Source organism: Candidatus Glassbacteria bacterium, assembly GCA_019456185.1.
GTDB lineage: Bacteria > Gemmatimonadota > Glassbacteria > GWA2-58-10 > GWA2-58-10 > JAJRTS01.
In genome coordinates this window covers 20,285-41,005 of record VRUH01000019.1, presented here as the reverse complement: position 1 = coordinate 41,005, position 20,721 = coordinate 20,285, and the positions used below count along the sequence as shown (strand labels likewise).

17 protein-coding genes are annotated in these 20,721 nt (G+C 61.4%); 14 read left to right on the top strand and 3 right to left on the bottom strand.

The genetic code is table 11. The features are described from left to right. Positions 1 to 37: 37 nt before the first annotated feature. The 10 genes from FVQ81_09080 to FVQ81_09035 all read left to right on the top strand — a co-directional run bounded on the left by FVQ81_09080 (position 38) and on the right by FVQ81_09035 (position 12,100). Complete coding sequence (locus tag FVQ81_09080; GenBank protein ID MBW7996699.1) at positions 38 to 697, top strand: uracil-DNA glycosylase; 660 nt, start codon at positions 38 to 40, stop codon at positions 695 to 697. Positions 698 to 791: 94 nt separating this feature from the next. Continuing rightward, entirely contained in the window at positions 792 to 2,168 is a 1,377-nt protein-coding gene (dnaB, locus tag FVQ81_09075; protein ID MBW7996698.1) for a replicative DNA helicase, read from the top strand. Positions 2,169 to 2,310: 142 nt separating this feature from the next. Next, a complete protein-coding gene (locus tag FVQ81_09070; protein MBW7996697.1) occupies positions 2,311 to 2,952 on the top strand; it encodes an ABC transporter permease in 642 nt (213 codons plus the stop codon). A gap of 3 nt (positions 2,953 to 2,955) precedes the next feature. Beyond that, positions 2,956 to 3,714, top strand: coding sequence for an ABC transporter ATP-binding protein (locus FVQ81_09065; protein ID MBW7996696.1), 759 nt, complete (start codon positions 2,956 to 2,958; stop codon positions 3,712 to 3,714). Between the two features lie 31 nt (positions 3,715 to 3,745). Further along, on the top strand, positions 3,746 to 4,621 hold the full coding sequence (locus FVQ81_09060; protein MBW7996695.1) for an MCE family protein: 876 nt from the start codon (positions 3,746 to 3,748) through the stop codon (positions 4,619 to 4,621). A 268-nt stretch (positions 4,622 to 4,889) separates the two neighbouring features. Then, entirely contained in the window at positions 4,890 to 6,299 is a 1,410-nt protein-coding gene (gene radA, locus FVQ81_09055; protein MBW7996694.1) for a DNA repair protein RadA, read from the top strand. Positions 6,300 to 6,538: 239 nt separating this feature from the next. Then, positions 6,539 to 7,744 (top strand): 2-C-methyl-D-erythritol 2,4-cyclodiphosphate synthase, encoded by a 1,206-nt coding sequence (locus FVQ81_09050; GenBank protein ID MBW7996693.1) that lies wholly within the window; start codon positions 6,539 to 6,541, stop codon positions 7,742 to 7,744. Between the two features lie 53 nt (positions 7,745 to 7,797). Then, the gene (locus FVQ81_09045; GenBank protein MBW7996692.1) at positions 7,798 to 8,415 is read left to right on the top strand and encodes a DedA family protein; all 618 of its coding nucleotides are present in this window, start codon (positions 7,798 to 7,800) and stop codon (positions 8,413 to 8,415) included. Positions 8,416 to 8,446: 31 nt separating this feature from the next. Further along, positions 8,447 to 9,874 carry a glutamate--tRNA ligase gene (locus FVQ81_09040; GenBank protein MBW7996691.1) on the top strand — a complete coding sequence of 476 codons (1,428 nt, stop codon included), beginning with the start codon at positions 8,447 to 8,449 and terminating at the stop codon, positions 9,872 to 9,874. Between the two features lie 81 nt (positions 9,875 to 9,955). Then, complete coding sequence (locus tag FVQ81_09035; protein ID MBW7996690.1) at positions 9,956 to 12,100, top strand: hypothetical protein; 2,145 nt, start codon at positions 9,956 to 9,958, stop codon at positions 12,098 to 12,100. An 85-nt stretch (positions 12,101 to 12,185) separates the two neighbouring features. Here FVQ81_09035 and FVQ81_09030 read toward each other — a convergent pair whose 3' ends face one another. Continuing rightward, complete coding sequence (locus FVQ81_09030; GenBank protein MBW7996689.1) at positions 12,186 to 13,418, bottom strand: hypothetical protein; 1,233 nt, start codon at positions 13,416 to 13,418, stop codon at positions 12,186 to 12,188. Positions 13,419 to 14,120: 702 nt separating this feature from the next. On the opposite strand from FVQ81_09030, the gene metE reads away from it, so the two are divergent. Genes metE through FVQ81_09015 form a run of 3 tightly spaced genes read left to right on the top strand, consistent with a single transcriptional unit; the run spans position 14,121 to position 17,335 of the window. After that, complete coding sequence (gene metE, locus FVQ81_09025; protein MBW7996688.1) at positions 14,121 to 16,427, top strand: 5-methyltetrahydropteroyltriglutamate--homocysteine S-methyltransferase; 2,307 nt, start codon at positions 14,121 to 14,123, stop codon at positions 16,425 to 16,427. Positions 16,428 to 16,431: 4 nt separating this feature from the next. Next, positions 16,432 to 16,917, top strand: a complete 486-nt coding sequence (locus tag FVQ81_09020; GenBank protein ID MBW7996687.1) for a hypothetical protein — start codon at positions 16,432 to 16,434, stop codon at positions 16,915 to 16,917. Beyond that, complete coding sequence (locus FVQ81_09015) at positions 16,862 to 17,335, top strand: SoxR reducing system RseC family protein (GenBank protein MBW7996686.1); 474 nt, start codon at positions 16,862 to 16,864, stop codon at positions 17,333 to 17,335. The genes FVQ81_09020 and FVQ81_09015 overlap by 56 nt, the downstream gene beginning before the upstream one ends. 69 nt (positions 17,336 to 17,404) lie before the next feature. Here FVQ81_09015 and FVQ81_09010 read toward each other — a convergent pair whose 3' ends face one another. Continuing rightward, positions 17,405 to 17,782 (bottom strand): hypothetical protein, encoded by a 378-nt coding sequence (locus FVQ81_09010; protein MBW7996685.1) that lies wholly within the window; start codon positions 17,780 to 17,782, stop codon positions 17,405 to 17,407. A gap of 139 nt (positions 17,783 to 17,921) precedes the next feature. On the opposite strand from FVQ81_09010, the gene FVQ81_09005 reads away from it, so the two are divergent. After that, entirely contained in the window at positions 17,922 to 18,935 is a 1,014-nt protein-coding gene (locus FVQ81_09005; GenBank protein ID MBW7996684.1) for a hypothetical protein, read from the top strand. 103 nt (positions 18,936 to 19,038) lie between these two features. On the opposite strand, the gene FVQ81_09000 is transcribed toward FVQ81_09005, so the two are convergent. After that, entirely contained in the window at positions 19,039 to 20,694 is a 1,656-nt protein-coding gene (locus tag FVQ81_09000) for a hypothetical protein (GenBank protein MBW7996683.1), read from the bottom strand. Positions 20,695 to 20,721 lie beyond the last annotated feature (27 nt).

Here is a 20,721-nt window from a genome sequence, read left to right as displayed (position 1 = left end):
ACTGCTGGATGAGATAGATTTGAAGAATTTTGCGGTTGTGGAGTCGACGGTGGAAGCCGCGGAGGCCGGCGCTGTAACCGGCGCCGGCGAGGCTGAACCCGGCGAGAGCCTGGAAGAGTTCGGCCGCCGGATTGCCGGCTGCACCCGCTGCCGTCTCCACGAGAGCCGGACCAATTTCGTGTTCGGCTCGGGCCACCCGGACGCCGACATGCTGTTTATCGGCGAGGGGCCGGGTGCGGAGGAGGACCGCCAGGGTCTGCCGTTCGTGGGCGCCAGCGGCCAGCTGCTGACCAAAATTATCGCCTCGATCGGGTTTGCCCGAGAGGAAGTCTATATCGCCAACATGGTCAAGTGCCGGCCGCCGGGCAACCGTGATCCAAGGCCCGAGGAAATCGACGCCTGCAACGGCTACCTGCTGGCCCAGCTCGATCTGATCCGGCCCAAGGTGATTGTCACCCTGGGACGCTTCAGCGCGGGATATTTTCACGGCAGACCCGGCGCGGCCATGCGCGACCTTCGTGGCCAGTTGGGCGAGTTCCACGGGGTCAAGGTGGTCAGCACCTACCACCCGGCCGCCCTGCTGCGCAACTCCAACTGGAAGCGCGGCTGCTGGGAGGACATGCTCCTGGCCCGCAAGGTCTACGACGAGGCGGGCGGGAGAGAATCGAGCGGAGAGGTCTATCAGCCGGGTAATTAGGATGTAATATATTGTAGGGACACGGCAGGCCGTGTCCACGTTTTGATTAAGATAAGCGAGGTCGAAACCAGTGGCAGACCAACTTCAACAACAGATTGCCGAGCAGCTGGACCGCAAGATACCGTTCGCCCAGGACGCGGAAGCCAGCGTGCTGGGGGCGATGTTGATGGACCGCGAGGCGATCGGCACGGTCGTGCAGATGCTCGATCCGGGATGTTTTTATCTCGAACCCCATCGCCTCCTGTTTACGGCGATCATGGCGCTCTACGAAAAATCAGTCGAGGTCGACCCGGTAACGCTCTCCGACCAGCTCAAGAAGGACGGCGCGCTGGAGGAAGTGGGCGGGTTGCAGTTCATCTATGATATCGCCGGCAGCGTGCCGACCGCGGCCAATATCACTTTCCACGCCCGGATCGTCCGCGAAAAGACGATGCTGCGCAAGCTTATCGAAAGCTGCACGGCGATCATCCAGGAGTCCTATACGCCTGTCGAGGATGTCGACAACCTGATCGACAAAGCCGAGGAGCGGATATTCAACATCCAGGACTTCCGGCTCCAGGATGGATTCAGCTCGGTCAAGGACCTGATCCACGACATCATCAACGATCTCGAGATCCGCTCCCAGAGCAAGGACTCGATGACCGGGGTGCCCACCGGTTTTGTCGACCTCGACCACCTCACGGTGGGCCTGCAGCCCTCGGACCTGATTATTATCGCCGGCCGCCCCAGTATGGGCAAAACCGCGTTCAGCCTCAATGTGGCCCTGTCGCTGGCGATGGGCACCGCCGAGCACCCCGAGCCGGTCCCGGTGGCGGTGTTCAGCCTGGAGATGAGCAAGACCCAGATTGTCCAGCGCATGCTCTGCACCCTGGCGCGGGTCAACAACAACAGGATGCGCCGCGCCAAACTGACCGATCTCGAATGGCACAACCTCAATAAGGCGGCCAACCGCCTGTTCGAGGCCCCGATCTATATCGACGACACCCCGGCGATGAGCGTGCTGGAGATGCGCGCCAAGGCCAGGAGGCTGTTCAAGCAGGAGGGGATCGGCCTGCTGATTGTCGATTATATGCAGCTGATGCGCACCACCGGCCGGATCGAGAGCCGCCAGCAGGAGGTCAGCCTGATCAGCCGCTCGCTCAAGGCGCTGGCCAAGGAGCTGAACGTACCGGTGATGGCCATGAGCCAGCTCTCCCGCGCCGTGGAGGGCCGCACCGACCAGAAACCCAAGCTGGCCGACCTTCGCGAGTCCGGCGCTATCGAGCAGGACGCGGACATGGTGATATTCATTTTCCGTCCCGAAGAGGCGGATATCCCGGATCTTGATGGCCAGAGCACCGAGGGCCTGGCCCTGATTCTCCTGGAAAAAAACCGGAACGGCCCGACTGGAAAGGTCGAGCTGAATTTCATCAAGGAATTTACCAGGTTCGAGAACCGTTCGCGGCGGCAGGAACTGGAACAGGGGACCTGAGGTGCTGATAAGTCTGCTCCATTTCGTGGGCGACAGGGTGCTGGCGACTTTCTACCGCCTCGGTGAATCCGCCTGCCTGATGGGCCGAGTGTTGGCCGAGCTGCCGTTTATCTGGCGCGTGCGCGGAGAGACTGTCACCCAGATGATTCGGATCGGAGTGGACAGCCTGCCCCTGGTGGCTGTCACCAGCCTGTTCACCGGGATGGTGCTGGCCGTGCAGACCAGCTATCAGATCGAGGAATACGTCCCACGGATTTTTATCGCCGCGGCGGTGGCCAAGGCCACGATTATCGAACTCGGACCCGTTATCACCGCCCTGGTTCTTTCCGGCCGGGTGGGAGCTTCGATAGCCGCGGAACTCGGCACCATGCGAGTTACCGAGCAGATCGACGCGCTGGAAACGATGGCGTTCGACCCGGTGCAGTTCCTCCTGCTGCCGCGCTTTTTCGCCGGGCTGGTGATGATGCCGGTGATAGTCACCTACGGCTGCCTGATCGCGATCTCCGGCGGCTGGGCGGTCTGTGTCTATTACCTGGGTATGTCCAGCACAGCTTTCCTGGAGGGCATGCGCCAGTTCGTCTACCCCTACGACATCTACAGCGGGCTGTTCAAGTCGTTCGTGTTCGGCGGTACGATTACGATGGTGGGTTGCTACTACGGCTTCTGCGCCCGCAAGGGCGCGGCGGGTGTGGGTCTGGCCACCACCCGCAGCGTGGTGACCAACTGCCTGCTGATCCTGGTGTTCGATTATTTCCTGGCAATGCTGATGTTTCCCGCGGGGTGAGCCATGCCCGACAGCGATACGATTCTTCAACTGGTGAACGTCCGCAAGGACTTGGGGAACCAGCGTGTGCTGGATGGCCTGAATCTCAGCGTGATGCACGGTGAAACCTTGGTAATCATGGGCCGTAGCGGCTCCGGCAAGAGCGTGATCCTCAAGCACATGGTCGGCCTGATGCGGCCCGACGACGGCGAGATTTTTTTCGACGGCCGCCGGCTGGACGTGATGGAGCGCCATCAGTTGAGGGAAGTACGCAAGCGGATGGGCATGCTGTTCCAGAGCTCGGCGCTGTTCGACTCGATGAGCGTGGGCGAGAATATCTCCCTGGGCCTGCGCAAGCATACACGGCTGAGTGCGGCGGAGATAGAGCTGGTGGTGGAGGAAAAACTGAACCTGGTGGGACTCGCCGGCACCTCCGCCAAAATGCCCGCCGAACTCTCGGGCGGGATGCGCAAGCGGGTCGGCCTGGCCCGCGCAATCGCGATGGACCCGGAGTTAGTGTTCTACGACGAGCCGACCACCGGCCTGGACCCGATCACCGCCGATTCGATCAACGAACTGATTCTCGATACCCGCGAAAGCCTGGGAGTCACCGCTGTCGTGGTTACCCATGAGGTGGCCAACGCGCTCAAGGTGGGGACCAGGATCTGTCTGCTCGACGGCGGCCGGATTGTCTATGAGGGTACGCCCGGCGAGGTCCGCCGTACGGATCATCCGCTGATGGATAAGTTCCTGGCCGGAACGGCCGGCCGGGCCGAAGCCTGAATATGTTTAACCATTAACGGAGCTTGTGACAATGGATTCCCGCAGCAGGGAAACGATAATTGTCGGTGTGGTGGTGGTGGCTGCATTTGCGGTCGTGCTCTGGACAGTGTTCTTCCTGAGGGGCTATCTCTCCAGTCAGGACAAGGTTAACTACAGTGCGGGCTACGAGCAGGTGGGTCTGCTGAAAGTCGGCGATAACGTGACTGTCGCCGGTGTGCCGGTGGGGCGAGTGCGGTCGATTTTCCTGGAGGGCAGGCAGGCGGTGGTAAATTTCACGGTGGGCAGCGGTATCGCGCTTTATGAAAACTCCGTAGCCCTGATCGATGCCTCCGACGTGTTCGGCGAGGCCTACCTTCAACTCGAAATCAACGATGGCGCACCGATCCGTCCCGGCGCGAGGATCAGAGGTGATCTGGCGCCCGGGCTGCGCGATCTGATCAAGGAGGGCGTGGTGGTGGCTCAGCGCTCGAACCTGCTGCTGGCCGACGCCAGCAGGCTGATCAACCGGATCGACAGCCTGCTGGGGCCGGGAGGCACGTTCAACCGCACTCTCGATAACGTGGAGCAGCTCACCAAAAACGGACTCGAGTTCAGTGAGCGGTTCGACAGCTACGGCCGCCTGCTGGAGGAAACCATGGCCTCGCTCGATTCCGCCGCCGTCAGGATCCGCCGTGCCGTGGATGAAAATCAGGACGATATCTCAACTGTGCTCGCCAAGCTGAAAAGCACCTCGGCCAGGCTGGATACCATGCTGGTGGCAATCGAGGACGGCCGCGGGACGCTGGGCAGGCTGATGCGGGACGAGCGGCTCTACGAAGACCTTCGCGCGACCACGCTCGAAGCGCGCAACCTGATCCGCGAATTCCGCGAACAGCCCGACAAGTTTATTAATATTTCGCCGTTTTGATCCTGAACTGGTTTTTTATGTATTTGCCAGCTGTTTCTTGCAGACAACCCCCACCCGCTTTCAGCAGGCACCACCTTTGCTAAGGGGAAATATTATTTTTACCTCCGCTGGATTACTCGCTGGAAAATCCCCCTTACCCTTAATAAAGGGGGAAACAGGGGGTTGTTAATTTTAGTTTAACCGTAGGGGTAACGCCTGCGTCGCCCATGAGATCAGCATTTTTGCAGGGGCGGACACATGTGTCCGCCCGGCGCTTTAGTACCAAATTATGGCTAAAACAAGAACCAGATACGAATGCACCTCCTGCGCAGCATCGTTCGCCAAATGGCAGGGCCGCTGTTCCAACTGCGGAGACTGGGACAGCCTGGTTGAACGCGTGGTCCAGAACTCCGGCCCCTCCCGCCAGCCGTCGCACAGGGTCGGTAATGGCGCTGCCGGGCCGGGAGGCGCGGTGCTGCTGGCCGAGGTGATCAGGGGCGGCGGGGGCGAACCTCCCAGGTTACGCTCCGGGATCGGCGAACTGGACCATATCCTCGGCGGCGGACTCGTGCCGGGATCTCTCCTGCTGCTGGGCGGCGATCCGGGGATCGGCAAGAGTACGCTGATGCTCCAGCTCGCCGGGCGGCTGGCCGACGGTGGCGGCAGGGTGCTCTATCTCTCGGGAGAGGAGAGCGCGAGCCAGATCGCCATGCGTGCCCGCAGGTTGGGAGTCGATGGAGGAGATGGGCTGAAGCTGATCACCGAGACCTGTTTCGAGACTGTGGAGCAGGTGCTGGAGCGCGACCGTCCCGACGTGCTGATTGTCGACTCGATCCAGACGGTCTATGTCTCCGCCCTGGACTCGATCCCCGGCAGTGTCTCGCAAGTGCGTGAGACAGCGGCCGGATTCCTCCGGCTGGCCAAGAGCGGCGGGGTGACAGTGATCCTTGTCGGCCATGTCACCAAGGACGGCTCGATTGCCGGCCCCCGTCTGCTGGAGCACATGGTGGACACCGTACTCTATTTCGAGGGCGAGGGCAGCCAGACCCACCGCATCCTGCGCGTGGTCAAGAACCGGTTCGGCTCCACCAACGAGATCGGCCTGTTTCGCATGAGCGGCTCCGGTCTGGAAGAGGTGAGCGACCTGAGCGGCTATTTCCTGGAGGGCCGCACCGAGGGAGCGCCCGGCTCGGCGGTGGTCTGCACCATGGAGGGTACCCGCCCGCTGCTGGTGGAGGTCCAGGCGCTGGTAACGCCCACGGGCTACGGGACCGCCCAGCGAGTCAGCACCGGTTACGACAGCCGCCGCCTGGCGATCATGCTCGCGATTCTCGAAAAACGGCTGGGTCTGCCGCTTTCGAGCCATGACGTGTTTGTCAATGTCGCCGGCGGCCTTCGGCTGGTGGAACCGGCCGCCGACCTGGGTATCTGCCTGGGACTTTTCAGCGCCCTGCGTGACAAGCCGCTCGACCCGCGGGCGGTGTTCGCCGGCGAGGTCGGCCTGGGCGGTGAACTGCGTTCGGTGGGACACATGCAGCGGCGTTGCGCGGAGGCCGCCAAGCTGGGATTCGGCAGGATAGTCTGCCCGCCGGTGCGTGATGAGGACGGTGGGGGCGGACGCATTGAAGTTTCCTCCTGCGACCGTCTGGCCGAGGCTGTCCGGGAAGCCCTGGCGCCGGATTCCGCACGCGATGCTTGAACCTGGCGCCGGGCGGCTTTATCTTGCACCACCCCGGAGCATGACTACCCACCCCTGCCCGCGGCGGGCACCCCCTTTGCCTAGAGGAAATTGAAAAGCTATGATCGGACTTCCATCGGGGTCAGAGCGATGTAGTTTTAGTCCCCCTTGATAAAGGGGGAAACAGGGGGTTGTGTTTTTTGCCCTTCTGCTGGCATTCCGGGTTTTTGATCGTATTTCTGAAAAGCAACGGATATCCGATGAGTAAATCCAAAGCGAAAAAACTGCCGCCTTGCGCGGCGGTGATCGCCGCCGGGGGCAGGGGCCTGCGCATGGGCGGCGACATCCGCAAGCAGTTTATCCGGATCGGCGGGGCGAGTATCCTGCAGCACAGTTTCCGCCCGTTCCTGGCGCTGCCGGAAGTTGTCAGGATTGTCGTGGCTTTGCCGGGCGACACGCTGGAAAATTTCAGCCCTGAACTGAATGAGCGCGAGCGTGGAATCGTCCATCTGGCCGAGGGCGGCGAAACCAGGCAGCAGTCGGTGTACAACGCTCTCGCAACGCTGGAGGACAGCGGCGCCAAGCTGGTCGCAATCCATGATGCGGCCCGTCCGCTGGTAAACCCGGAGCTTGTCCGCCGCACGTTCGAGGTGGCCGACGAGTTTGGTTGCGCGATGCTCTGCGCCTCGATGCGCGATACGGTTAAGCGCGGCGAGGGCGGCGTGGTTGCCGGCACATTGGACCGGGAGAACCTGTGGCTGGCCCAGACTCCGCAGACATTCCGCCTCAAGCTGATCCTGGACGCTCACCGTCGGGCGCGGCGGGAGGGAGTCGAGGCCACCGACGACGCGGCGCTTTGCGAGAGGTTCGGCCACGAGGTCAGGATCGTACCGGGCGACCACGGGAATATCAAGCTGACCGCAGAGGCGGACCTGGACTTTGTCCGCTGGAAACTGGAGGGGCCGATGACGGGTCTGCCGTTCAGGATTGGCGAGGGCTATGACCTCCACCGCCTGGAGCGGGGCCGTCGGCTGATAATCGGCGGTGTGGAAATTCCTTACGAGTTCGGGCTGGCCGGCCACAGCGACGCCGACGTGCTGCTGCACGCAATCACCGACGCGCTGCTGGGAGCGGCCGCCGCCGGGGATATCGGCCGGCTGTTCCCCGACGACGATCCCGAATATAAAGACGCGGACAGCGCGGTGCTGCTGCGGCGGGCAGCCGCAAAAGTGGCCGCTCTCGGCTGGATACCGGTCAATCTGGACGCGACTGTTATCGCCCAGCGGCCCAGGCTAGCACCTCACATGGAAAAAATCAGGGCCAGGATCGCCGGTATCCTGGAGATGGATCTCGCAGCGGTGAATGTCAAGGCCAAGACCAACGAGGGTGTCGGGCCGGTAGGGCGGGAGGAGGCTGTGGCCGCACGGGCTGTGGTACTGGTCGGCGGGGAAGCCAAAGATTCTTAAGTAACCACGAAAGGCGAGTCGAAATCTCACTCGAAACACTGATATTCGATACGGTGGCAGCGGTCCCGCCCTGGCTGATTTACGTTCTGCTGATGACCACCTCGGCGCTGGAGAACATCTTCCCGCCCTTCCCCGGAGATACGATCACGGTATTCGGTGCGTACCTGGCCGGACGAGGGATGCTTGCGCCGCTGCCTGTGTTTCTGTTTACCGCCGCGGGCAATCTGGGCAGTAATATCCTGCTCTATTACATCGGTATCAGCCGTGGCCGGGAATTTATCATCCGGCATAAAAGGTTGTTCCACCATGACTTGCTGGCCCGGGTAGCCCTGTTTTACCGTAAGTGGGGCCAGCTTGCGATTTTTTTCAGCCGTTTTCTGGTGGGCCTGCGCTCGGTTGTGCCCCTGTTCGCGGGTGTGAGCAGGTTCAAGGCGCGTAAGTTCATTGTCCCGGTGGCCTGCTCGATCGTGGTTCAGCACGGCCTGCTGGTCTGGCTGGGGTATTCGCTGGGACGGCGCTGGGAGTTTATCAAGTCATTGCTGCGGGAAGTGAACCTGGGGCTGGGCTTGGCGGCGGCGGCGGTAGTTGTGGGCATCTTTTTCTGGTTTCGCAGCGTTCGCCGTCACCGGGCACAGCGCCTGGCCCGGCGCAACGGGAACGGAACAAAATAACCAGCGCGAATAATTTGGAAGGTGACGGTCTGTGAACGATAAAAAATTCAGGGTACGGTTCGCGCCATCGCCCACTGGACTGCTGCATATCGGCAACGCGCGTACGGCGATCCTGAACTGGCTGCTGGCCGGTCGGTTCGGCGGTCAGTTTATCCTGCGGATCGAGGACACCGACACCGAGCGCTCCACCCGCCAGAGTGAAGCCAGTATCCTCGAGGACCTCCGCTGGCTTGGCTTGGACTGGGCTGAGGGGCCGGATACGGGCGGCGATTTCGGCCCGTACCGCCAGAGCGAGCGCAAGGATACATACCGTAAGCTGGCGCTGCAGCTTGTTGAGCAGGGGGTTGCCTACTGGTGCCGGCTGGACGATGAGCAGATGGAAGCCTGGCGCAGGGAGCGGCTTGCTGACGGGGGCCAGCCGGTATACCGCGGGCACCTGAGCGGCCCGGACAGGCCCGGAAGCGATGATGATCCGGCCTCGATCCGTTTCCGCGTACCCGAAGGCTCCAGTGCCTGGACCGATCTGGCCAAAGGCGCGATCGAGGTGGGAAACGCCACGATTTCCGATTTCATCATCCTGCGCTCAGACGGCCGGCCGACATATAATTTCGCTGTCGTGGCCGACGATCTGGCGATGAGGATCAGCCACGTCGTGCGCGGCGACGGGCATATCAGCAACACTCCGCGCCAGTTGATGCTTTACCGGGCGCTGGGCGCCCGGGCGCCCGGTTTCGCCCATATCCCGATGATCCTCGGCCCCGACGGCAAGCTGTTGAGCAAGCGCCACGGGGCCACCAGCCTCGCCGAGTACCGCCGCTCGGGTTATCTCCCCCAGGCACTGATCAATTACCTCAGCCTGCTGAGCTGGTCGTCGCCCTCGGGCGAGGAGTTCCTTGGAGTGGAGCGGATCCGCTCCGAGATCGATTTCGACCGGCTGGGTAAGAGCGCGGCTGTGTTCGATCCACTAAAACTGCGCTGGCTTAACGGCAAGCATATCAGGCATCTTCCAGAAGACAGGCTGGCCGGGCTGATGGCCGAATTCGCCGGCGGTGCCCGGAAAAGTTTCGACAGCCGCCAGTGGCGGTTAGTGGTGGAAGCCTGCCGGGACAAGCTGGAATTGCTGACCGATGTAACGGGGCGGTTGGAGGGTTTTGCCGGCCGGAGCGCGCCCCTGGAGGGCGAGAACCGGGAGCTGGCCGCTCACCCCGACGCCCGCAAGGTGCTGGAGGCGATGGCCGGCGGCCTGGAGCGGGTTAAGGGTGAAATTGAGCCCGGGCAAGTCAAGACCCTGTTCAAGGATGTTGAGGAGGGCACCGGAGTTAAAGGCAAGCTGCTGTACATGCCGGTCCGGCTGGCGTTGACCGGGACCCCCCACGGCCCCGACCTGCCGTCGGTGGTCAGCGTAATCGGAGCGGAAAAGGCCGCCGGATTGATCCGTAAAACCTTGAGCGAGACATGAGCGGAATTAAGTATTAAATTCAGATGAAGGTTGTCAGGCTCAGGTCTTCGTATCCAATTACCAATGCGCCGGGAGCGACAGTTGAAATTGATATCTCATAATCACGGATTCGGTGCAGCAGCCATCTCTCTGGCTGCCTCGGCTTTGCTGAGTGTTTCCTGCTCGCTGCAACCTCCGCTGAAGAATCTCGAGGACAAGATAATCGAGGTTAAAGGCGGCGGTGTCGAGTTGAAACTGCACTCGCTCAGCGCCCGGATCACCAGCATTGTTCACACCGCCAGCGGCGAGGAACTGCTGCGGCCCTGGCCCGATCAGGACCGACTCGCCTGGTTTTCGACCTCTATCACCGACGGGCTTACCGGGAGGACTGTCAGTTCGCTGACCGATTCCGTGCTCGTGCTGGGATTCGAGGACGGTGAGGACAAGGTAGAGTTCGATAAGCTGATTCTGCCGGATGGTTACCGCGTGGCCCAGCGTGTAATCGGCACCCGCGAGGGTGTGTTCCTGGACTACGAGGTGAGACCGGATGACGAAGACGCTCCTCTGCGCTCGCTGGATTTTACGGTCATGCTCCCGATTCAGCGCGGCAGCACGGTCTGGGTGCCCGGGTGCGAAACCAGGTGCGAAACAGTCGGCCGCAGGCGCAGGCGATTCGTCTACGGACCGGGCGCAGGCGATGACTGCCGGATGCGGATTCCACTGATTTCCCTCTGGCGGCATGACGGCCCGGCAATCACCGTGGCTGTCCCGTTGGAGTTGCCGGTGGTGCGGGTCGTGTTCGAAGTGGAGCCGTCGCTGGTGCCCGGCGGCGTTGCACCGCGTATCGATGAGTGCGACTGGCTGCGCGTAACGTTCGACCTGGCTGGCGCATCGGGAACCAGGAGCCTGCGGACCGGTCTGTGGCTTTACGCCCATGAGCCGGGATGGCGCGACGCCCTGCGGGTATATGCTGAAAAATACAGGGAGTATTTCGAAGCTCCCAGGCGGATCGCCTCCGCCGAAACCCCGCTCAGTTCGATGGCCCCGGAACTTCCCCCGGTCTGGCGTCTGACCCGGGACCAGAACTCGGGCGTGCGCACGGTCCGTCTGGCCTGGAACGTATTCCGCAGCGGCGAATGGGTACCGCCCCAGGCGCTGCGGTTCGATGATTTCTCCTGGCGCAGCGAACCCGACAGCGCCTACGGAGAAATCTCGGTGAGCCGGGTGCGCGGTGTGATCGACAACCTGATCCAGTACAAGATCAGCGCCGTGCTGGACGGAGCGTGGAACTCCTATTGCGAACGTTTTATCGCTGAGAGCAGTTATGGTTCGGACATTGCCGAGAACGAAGAGGGCGAGCCGATTTCCGCCGGACCGGGCAGGCTGATGATGCACGCCGGTGCTGAGAGCCCGTTCGGCAGAGCGATGATGGAGCAGCAGAGGCAGATGCTCGACCTCTACCCGCAGGCGCTGGGATACTATTTCGCTGACTGGAGCACAACGGGTATCGATTTCGCCCACGACGACAGCCTGACTGTGGTGCACAACCGCCCGGCCAGCGACCTGGCAGCCAACAGGGTCAGGGTCGGGGAAAAGCTGATCGAGCTGGTCAGCCAGCAGCGCAAGTTGACAATCATCTCGCCGCCCTCCAGGGTTGTCGAGGCCAAAGGTGTGGATATGATCTGCTTCACCGGTGTCGATCCGGCCGACTTGCGCGGCGCGGCGCTGCTCGGCTTGTGGCGTCCCGTGATTTCCGATCCGGGAGTGGCTGGCGACGATCTGACGCTGGTTGAACTGGAGGAACTGCTCAAGGAAAAACTGGTTCAGGGTGTAATCGCCTCGCACGGCGAGCTGGAGCGGGACCAGCAGCTCGGCCGGGCTTACCGTCCATTGTTCGCTCAGCTGACCGGCCGTCAGTGGCGGCTTGATCCCGTGGGGCTTGAACTGCCTTCGGGAGTCCGGAGTCAGCTCTTTCAGGTGCCCTCCGCCCGGGTGAGCGGTGAGTTCGAGCTGGTGCTTTGTCTGGTTCAGCCCGGTGTGGCGATCACCGAGGAGATCCGCAGCGCGAGTTTCACTGTTGCATTGTCATTCCCGGGAGCGGACAGATTTAACCGGGCAAGCTGGCAGGCGGCGTCGCGAGCGCCACGGGCTGTGCCGCTGCGAGTCAGTTCACCGGCCGAGAACAGGATTGAAATTGTCGTGCCGCCGTTCGGACCGGCCGGAGTTCTGCGGCTGGACATACAGTAACGAGTTGAAAAATGGGTTGATTGGAAATAAAAAAAGGCGGACAATCAGGGTCCGCCTTTTTTGTTAACAAGATTTAATTTTTATCTCACCCCAGCAGGCTGTGCGCCCTTCTCAGTTTGGGGCCCAGGGCCAGGCCCCAGGGGCAGTCAACCCGGCATTGGTCGCAGCCGCTGCATGAAGCCGCGTTGCTTCCACCCAGGGCCGCATAGGATTTGTGCGCTTCACGCGCCATGTCCCCGCCATAGCTCTCGGCGTACATCTGCAGGCGGTTGATCTCGGCCACCCGGACCCCCGCCGGGCATTGCCCGCTGCACGAGCCGCACATCCGGCAGAACTCCGCGCCGTAGGCCGCGGCGTATGCGGCCAGCGCCCGCTGATCGCGGTCATCGAGCGCGCCTTCGGACCCCATCGCCGCAATATTCTCCTCGATCTGCTGGAAATTGCCCATCGCCGTGGCCGTGGTTTTCACGTAAGGGTTCTGCAGCACCCACTTAAGCGCTGCCGCATAGCTCTCCCGCCCCTGGCTGTCTTTCAGATAACCGCCGGAGCAGGTTTTTATCCCGATAATATCGATTCCCGCTTTGCCGCAGGCCTCGATTTTGTCTTCTAATACTTCGGCGTCCCACTGGGACGTGTGGCCGCCGAGCATGTGCGTGAAACCGCCCAGGAAGTTGTAGGGCACCATCACCACCTCGTGGAAGCCTTTTTCCGCCGCCAGGCCCAGCAGGCGGAATGCTTCGGTATGCACGCTGAATCCGAACGTGCGGATTTTTCCCTGCTCCCGCGCGGTTTCCAGCAGTTCAATCGTCTGGTCGCTGTAGATGTGTTCCGGTTCGGACGCGCCGTGGATCAGCAGGCAGTCGATATAGTCGGTCTGCAGGGCGGTCAGGCTGGCTTCCAGATCGCCGCGCATTTTTTCCAGCCCGTTGGGCGGCAACTTGCTGTTGATCACGATCTGATGCCGGCGATCCTTAAACACCTTGCCCACCACGATCTCGTTCTGGCCGTTGTAGTAGGCGCGGCCCGTATCGAAAAAAGTGATTCCTTTCTCATACGCGTAATTCATCAGCGTCGGGTCCATCGTCCGGCTGGCTCCGAATCCGATTTCGGTCACCTCGATCTCCGGGCGGCCCAGTTTGCGGATTCCCGAGGAAGTGCTGACCGGGGGGGTGGCATCCGGGTTCCCATTATCGCCGTTTTCGCCGGCTGTTTCTGAGGACCTGCCGCAGGACAAGCTTATTCCCATACCCATCCCTGCCGCCGCCTGGGCGCACCTGGTCAAAAACTCCTTACGTCTCATTCTCCAATCGGATGGCATCCGGCTGCTCCTGTTGCGGTGGACGGTGCATGTGACTGAGGTGGCGATGTAAGCATAATACGAGATCGATACTGATCTGTCAACCGGCCGACCGGTATGGGGGGGAGGCACGGAAACGGAAGGATTTTCCTGACGATGCGCAACTATCAGTGCTTCGTATTGTTGATTGAATGCAGGCGGGAACCGCCTTTGGAGTAACTGGGCGCAGTGATGAAAGTTGGAATGAGACTTGCAAATGGTTGAATGTATAGATTCTTCCCTCTCACGAAGGTTGCGACGATGGCGAAGCTGAAAAAAGCCGTCCAGGTCTGCGAGGTTATCTTTCTGGTGGCCGGTATCGCGCTGCTGTGCAGTACGGAAGGCTTACGGAGCAGCAAGGACACCGGCGGCCGCAAACAAGGCCGTCCGGACCAGGATGACGATCTCTCGGCCTGGGGTATCGGTGCGTGAGCCTGTCCCGGTCAGGCTTGATTTGAAATATCTCCTCCTTATGCCACACTCCTGTTTCCTGGCCGGACAGTGAGCGTAATCGCCCGGTTACGCCGAATCCGGTTCACAATCAAGATTGCCGGCCCGGATATCTCTCAATAGTAGATTTTTCCGTCCAAAACATTTTCCCCGCCGCCGCCATTGATTATATTGATGCCGGTTGAGGTGATAAGTGGCTTTTTCGGGCTATTTTTTCCAATAAAGGAGAGTAGAATGCTTTCGAGTCTCCAGGGTTTCCCCAGGTTAGGCGTTCAACGCGAGTTGAAGTTTGCCGTGGAGGCCTTCTGGCGCGGGGATATTTCCGAAGACGAGTTGGAGCGGAAGAGCGCTGCATTGCGTCGTGAAAACTACCAATTTCTTAACTCCGCAGGCCTGGACATGGTGCCGGTGGGAGATTTCTCCTATTACGATAAAATGCTGGACACGATCGCCATGACCGGCGCCGTGCCGGCCAGGTTCCCGTTCGCCGGCCAGGCTCTGGACCTGGAGCGTTATTTCGCGATGGCCCGCGGCGCCAAAGGAGACTCCGGCAACGTGCGGCCGTTGAGCATGCTCAAATGGTTCAATACCAACTACCATTACATGGTCCCCGAATTTTCGGAGCGGACCACGTTCAAGCTGGCGCCGGATAGCCTGCTGGCCCTGGTGGACGAGGCACTGGAGCAGGGCGTTCCGGCTATGCCCGTGCTGATCGGTCCGCTGAGTTTCCTCCTGCTTGGCCGCGGAGAGGACGGATTCGATACCCTGAACCTGCTGGACAGCCTGCTGCCGGTCTACCGCGAACTGCTCGGAAAACTGGCGGGCCGCGCTGTAAACTGGATCCAGCTCGATGAACCCTGTTTCGCCGCCGATTATGGCGACAGTGCGCGCGCGGCGCTGGCCAAGGCCTGCGGCGAACTGAAAAGCGCGGCCGGCGAGGCGAAACTAGTGATCCAGACCTATTTCGATCACGTGGGACCCAACTACGATACGCTCACCAACCTGCCTGTCGACGGGATCGGGCTGGACTTCGTGCACGGGCCGGAAAACCTGGAGCTGATCCGCGGCAAGGGCTTTCCCGCGGACAAAACACTGTTCGCCGGTGTGGTCGACGGGCGCAATATCTGGGTCTGCGATCCGGACGCCGTGCTGGAACTGGTCAGCGGTCTTGGCGATGCAGTCGGCGAGGACAAGCTGGCGCTTTCCAGCAGCTGCTCGTTGATGCACGTGCCGGTCACGATGGCCGGTGAGGACCACCTGCCTCGGGAAGTCCAGGATTCGATGGCGTTCGCCCGCGAGAAAGTGTCCGAACTGACCGCCCTGGCCCGGACTGTGGCCGGGAACGCATCGGACAGCGACCGGGCCGTGCTGGATCGCAGCCGCCGGGCGACGGAGGCTGCCGCGGGCAGTGCGCTGAAAAACGTACCCTCCGTGCGCGAGCGGATGAACAGTCTCAGCGACAAGGATTTCAGCCGCAGCGAACCGTTCGAAACAAGGATCGTGAAACAGAACGAAAAGCTGGGCCTGCCGCTGTTCCCCACCACGACTATCGGTTCTTTCCCGCAGACCCGCGAGGTCAGGCGTCTGCGCGCCCGTCTGCGCAAGGGGGAGCTGACCCAGGAGGAATACGACAGGCAGATCGCTAAACTGGTGGACGACCTGGTGGAACTCCAGGAGGAATACGGTATCGATGTGCTGGTGCACGGTGAATTCGAGCGCAACGACATGGTGGAGTATTTCGGCGAGCAGCTCGAGGGCTATTATTTCACCCGCAACGGCTGGGTTATCTCCTACGGCAGCCGGGGTGTTAAGCCGCCGGTGATCTACGGCGACGTCCACCGTCGCGGGCCGATGACCGTGCGCTGGAGCGAGTATGCCCAGTCGCGCACCCGGAAGCCGATGAAAGGTATGCTCACCGGGCCGGTGACCATGCTCAACTGGTCGTTCGTGCGCTCGGACATTCCCCGCGGCGATGTCTGCCGGCAGATTGCGCTGGCGATACGAGATGAACTCACCGACCTGGAAAAAGCAGGAATCGGAGTGGTGCAGGTCGACGAACCGGCGCTGCGCGAGGGGCTGCCCCTGCAGAAGGACAAACAGGACGCCTATCTGAAATGGGCGGTCGATGCGTTCCGGCTTTCGGCCGGTGGAGCCGACTCATCCACTCAGGTCCACAGTCACATGTGCTACAGCGATTTTAACACTATTATCGAGCAGATCGAGGCCATGGACGCCGATGTGATCTCGATCGAGAACTCGCGGGCCGGAGGACAGCTGCTGCAGGTGTTCCGCGACCGTAAATACCCGAACCATATCGGCCCGGGCGTCTGGGATATCCACTCGCCGCTGGTGCCGACTACCGCCGAGATGGTGGAGCACTTGCATCAGATTCTGGAGTACCTTCCGCCCGAGAACGTGTGGGTCAATCCCGACTGCGGCCTGAAAACCAGGGGCTGGGAGGAAGTTAAGCCCAGCCTGCGCAACATGGTGGACGCGGTCAGGCAACTGCGCAGAGAGCACGGTGGAAACGGTGCGGAGTGAGCAATTGAACGATACGGACGGACAGAAGTCAGGGGAAAAGGCCGCGTTCAGCGCATCCCAGCTGCTGGAGGTGATCGGCAGCGCCTGGCCGGGACAGGAAGTGGATTACCATCGGCTCTACCTGTTCGATCGTCTCCAGCGCGGAGAGCACGACTGGAACTTCCTGATCGCCACCCGCAGGCAGGACGGCAACCGTCTCGAACTGGCGGCGGTGGCGTTCGAGCTGGATGAAAGCGGGGCGGTCACGACCCGTCTGGAGAGCCGCAAGGCCAGTATCCCGTCGGACCGGATCGCCGAAGTGATCGAGGGAGTGCTGCTGCGGCTGGATGAGGCCGACTGCGACTATACCGAATACGACTTGAGCGGGATGACCGGCCTGAAATCTCAGGCGGAACACCTGGCGGAACTGGCCGGAATCCCGACGGGGATCAGCGATGAAGCCGACGAGCACAGCGACGATCTGCAGCCGGGGGAAAGTGATCGGCAGTGAAGGCGGGATGGCCCAGGTCGAGGTCTCGCGCAGCGCCATGTGCGATGGCTGCCATCAGGAGGGGGCCTGCCATGTCACCCTGCTCGAATCCGGCCAGAACACGATTGCCCTGGTCAGAAACCCCCTGGACGCAAAGCCCGGCGACCGGGTGGAGATCGCGGTTGACGAGGAGGTGGTGATCCGCGGCAGTGTCGTGCTCTACATCTTACCGCTGGCATTCATGCTGGGCGCTATATTGCTCGCGCTGGGGCTTAAGGAGCGGCTTGGCCTTGGTCTGGGTGACGATACGCTGGCGCTGCTCTCGGCGCTGGGCGGGCTGGCGCTGTCCCTGCCCGTGATCCGCCTCTGGAGCGGCCGTTCTAAATACCTGACGGCCAATATTCCGGTGATCACCGAAATTTTGCCGGATAATGAATGAGATTTGAAACAGGCAACCGGTTAGCCGGGTATCAGCAGCGGGCCCCAGGAAACAGCCCGAGGGCTGAGTTTACTGGCGGGGCAGGCGGGACTTGAGGTAGAGCACGAGTTGTCTGTGTTCGTGAGCCTCGATAACGGTGCCGTCTTTCTCGAACATCGCCACCACCAGCGAGTCGACTTCACCTGCCAGGGCTCCGCTTTTGAATACCAGCGGAGCGGAATGGCAGCCGGTGCAGAAACGCTCGAACATCTTTTCACCTTCGGCCAGGTTTTCGGCACTGATGATTACAGGCCGTCCCTGGTCCATGACAGCGAACTCGCTGTCGGCCGAGACCGCTTCGGTGACGAAATTCGGGAAGGACGCCTGGATTTTTCTGCCGCTGTCCTCGGGCATGAGACCGATCAGCACCAGGCAGAGCAGAAGTGTGAAGAGACTGAGTTTTTTCATGCAGCGTTCCGGTAAGTGCTTTTTGCGGGGCAGTGCCGGCCGGTGGCGCGGCCGTGAAGAGCAATTGCCGCGAACCACCCCCGCGGGAATAGCCCATTTTATCCTTTCCGATCCCCTGTTGTCAAGTGATTCCTGGACAATGAAAGCTGTTGTGAACAAGCTGATGAATAGAATCAATTTGCTGGTGCTGAGCTGCCTGCTGGCAGCGGCTCAGCCACTGTTTGCCCAGAGCAAGTATGCCGGTGAACCGTTCAGTATCGGGGTCGGGGCGCGGGGGCTGGGGATGGGCAGCGCGTTCCATACCCTGGCGACCGGACCGGAGGCGCTCTACTGGAACCCGGCAGGCTTGTCGCGCACCGAGGGCGAGCGGCCGCACAGTTTTGTGTTCATGCACAGCGAGCGGTTCGGCGGCGAGGTCAGCTATAATTTCGTCGGCTACTCGCGCAGGCTGGAGCAGAGGGAGACTCCTCTGACAGTTGCGCTGGGGCTGATTCATCTGGGAGTGGGCGGGATCCCGGTCACCGGGCTGCCCGACCCGGACAGGCCGCCGGGTGAGGACAACCGGCCTGTGATCGAGCGTTACGTGAGCAAGAACGATTTCGCCCTGATCGCCGGTCTGGGCAGAAAACTGGGCGAGCGGCACCATATCGGTGCCAACTTCAAGCTGCTCCACGAGCGCTATCTCGATGTTACCGCCACGGGGTTCGGCTTCGATATCGGCGCGGTGTTTGCCGCCGAATTCCGCGGAGTCTCCCTGTTGTGGAGCCTGTCGGCCAGGGATGTGACCACATCGTTTCTCGCATTTTCCACCGGCAAGCGGGAGTATATCAAGCCGTGGCTCTCCGGCGGGGTCGCGCTGGCCGAGGGAGTCCGTATCCCGGGAGGCCTGCTGCGCCCGGCGGTGGAAATCTCGGTGCCGCTGGAAAGTCGCCGCAGAAACTACCGCAGCGACAGCCGCTACCTGATGAGCCTGTTGCATCTGGGAGCCGAGTATTCAATGTACGAGAGGATGTTCCTGCGGGGCGGCCTCGATGAGAACAACCCCTCGTTCGGGGCCGGGTTCATCCTGCGCGGACTGGCCGCCGACTACGCCTGGGTGGGCCATCGCGACCTGGAGCAGACACACCGGGTTTCGCTGGGGTACAGTTTCTAGCCATGATTTTATCGGCAAAAGCGTATTTCTTGTTCATATCACCGTAAAAAAAGCTGTCCGGGTTATCCCGGACGGCTTTTTTTACGATGAGTCTCTCCAGGCTTCAGAGGAAAAACTCCTGGCGGAAGGCGATCCTGAGCACGGTTCCCACCGACGGGGTCCCCGGCGGAAGGTTGTTGAAGTCCAGAAAGCGGACCTCGAACCACCAGTCCCGGGTGGGGGCCCGGTAAACCGGGTCGCCGTAGCTCCACTGGCCGACGGCGTTTTCACTCAGGAACAGGTTGACCATCGAGCCGTAGATTGTAGCGGTCTGCCCGCTCCAGTTCTCCAGGAAGCGCGGGAAATTCTCCAGCCCTCCGTTGTAGGCACTCGCGTTCGGAGTATCGCCGGAAATCATCGCCAGGTAGTAGGTGGTGCTGGACGCCACTTGGGTGTTGGCGCTGACGTTGGCGTTGTCGGCATCCACCCAACTGTTGCTCAGCAGGATGACCGCATCGCCCATTATGGCCGAGGGCTGCCAGGAAGTCGTGTTGTAATCGCCCTGGATGTAGATCGCGTTATCGCTGGCCACCGTCATCGGCGCCGGCAGGGAGCCGGCGTTAATCAGCTTAATGCCTTTGTGCCGCCCGGGATCCTCTTCGATCGAGACGTAGATTACCCCGTCGCCGAGGTCGGCGGCGGTCAGCTTGGACACATCGATAATCATCAGGTCGGTCCACTCGCCCTCGCGGTCGTCGTAGAAAGCGTCGTAACTGGCGTAAACGGCCGAGGGATCAGCCAGCACCTTGGGATTGCCGTCGTTGTTCATGATCGAAACCGTGCTCAGCGAGGGATCCGCGTAAATCCGGGTATCGGCTTTCCAGTCAAGCCGTTCGGAAACCAGGCTGGCGTCATCTCCGCCGATGCGCCGCTGGATAATCTCGATCGGGTCCAGCCCGGCGGCGATCGGCATGCCCAGGGGAGTGATATTGTGGGCGCGGGTACGCAGCCGGCCGTTGAAATCGGCGGTGGTCTGGGTGACGAACCCCTCGTCGTTACCTGCGTAAGTCTGGCTGTCGTAGGTCAGGGCCACGAAATTGCTGTCGGGATCGGAGATCATCAGCGAACCGCCGAAAGTCTCGCCGTTCCAGATCCGGAAGCGGTAGAGGTCACCGGCGATAGTGATCATTTTGTGGAACCAGGTGGTGGAGTTGGTGCCCAGGAACAGGTCGCTGTTGGTGTGGATTCGGCCGATAAAGTCCATGACGGGGCCGTTGTGGATTTCCAGGCTGTCGTTGTAGAACACGCCGAACTGGAACACCGGGATCTGGATACCCTCCACTTCCACGACGATGTGGTAGCGGCTGTTTCTGGGCCCGAGCACCCTTGAGGTGATCGTGATCGGCTGGTTGACAGAGACCATCCCCTGGTAGGGTCCGGTGGTGACAGTGTCCACGAAACTGGAATCGGCCCGGACGACACTGAACTCCTCCCAGCTGAAATCGTCGATATCGGGGGGCAGGATCGCGGCCAGATCGTCGTCCGTCATCGCCCCGGAACCGTCGAGCAGGCTCTGGATATTCGACAGCGCTTTCTCCACGCCGGCCTCGGCGGCGTAGAACGCGCGGCTGTTCTGATACATGTTGCCTGCCAACTGGGTATCTATCGAGCTGACATAGATATATCCGACGGACAGGATTGTCAGCGCGCTCAACAGCAGCAGCATCGTCACCAGCGCGACCCCGCGCTGGCTGGTGATAGTCCTGCGAAGAACTCCCATTGTTGCGCTCCTAGGGATGGCCCCCCC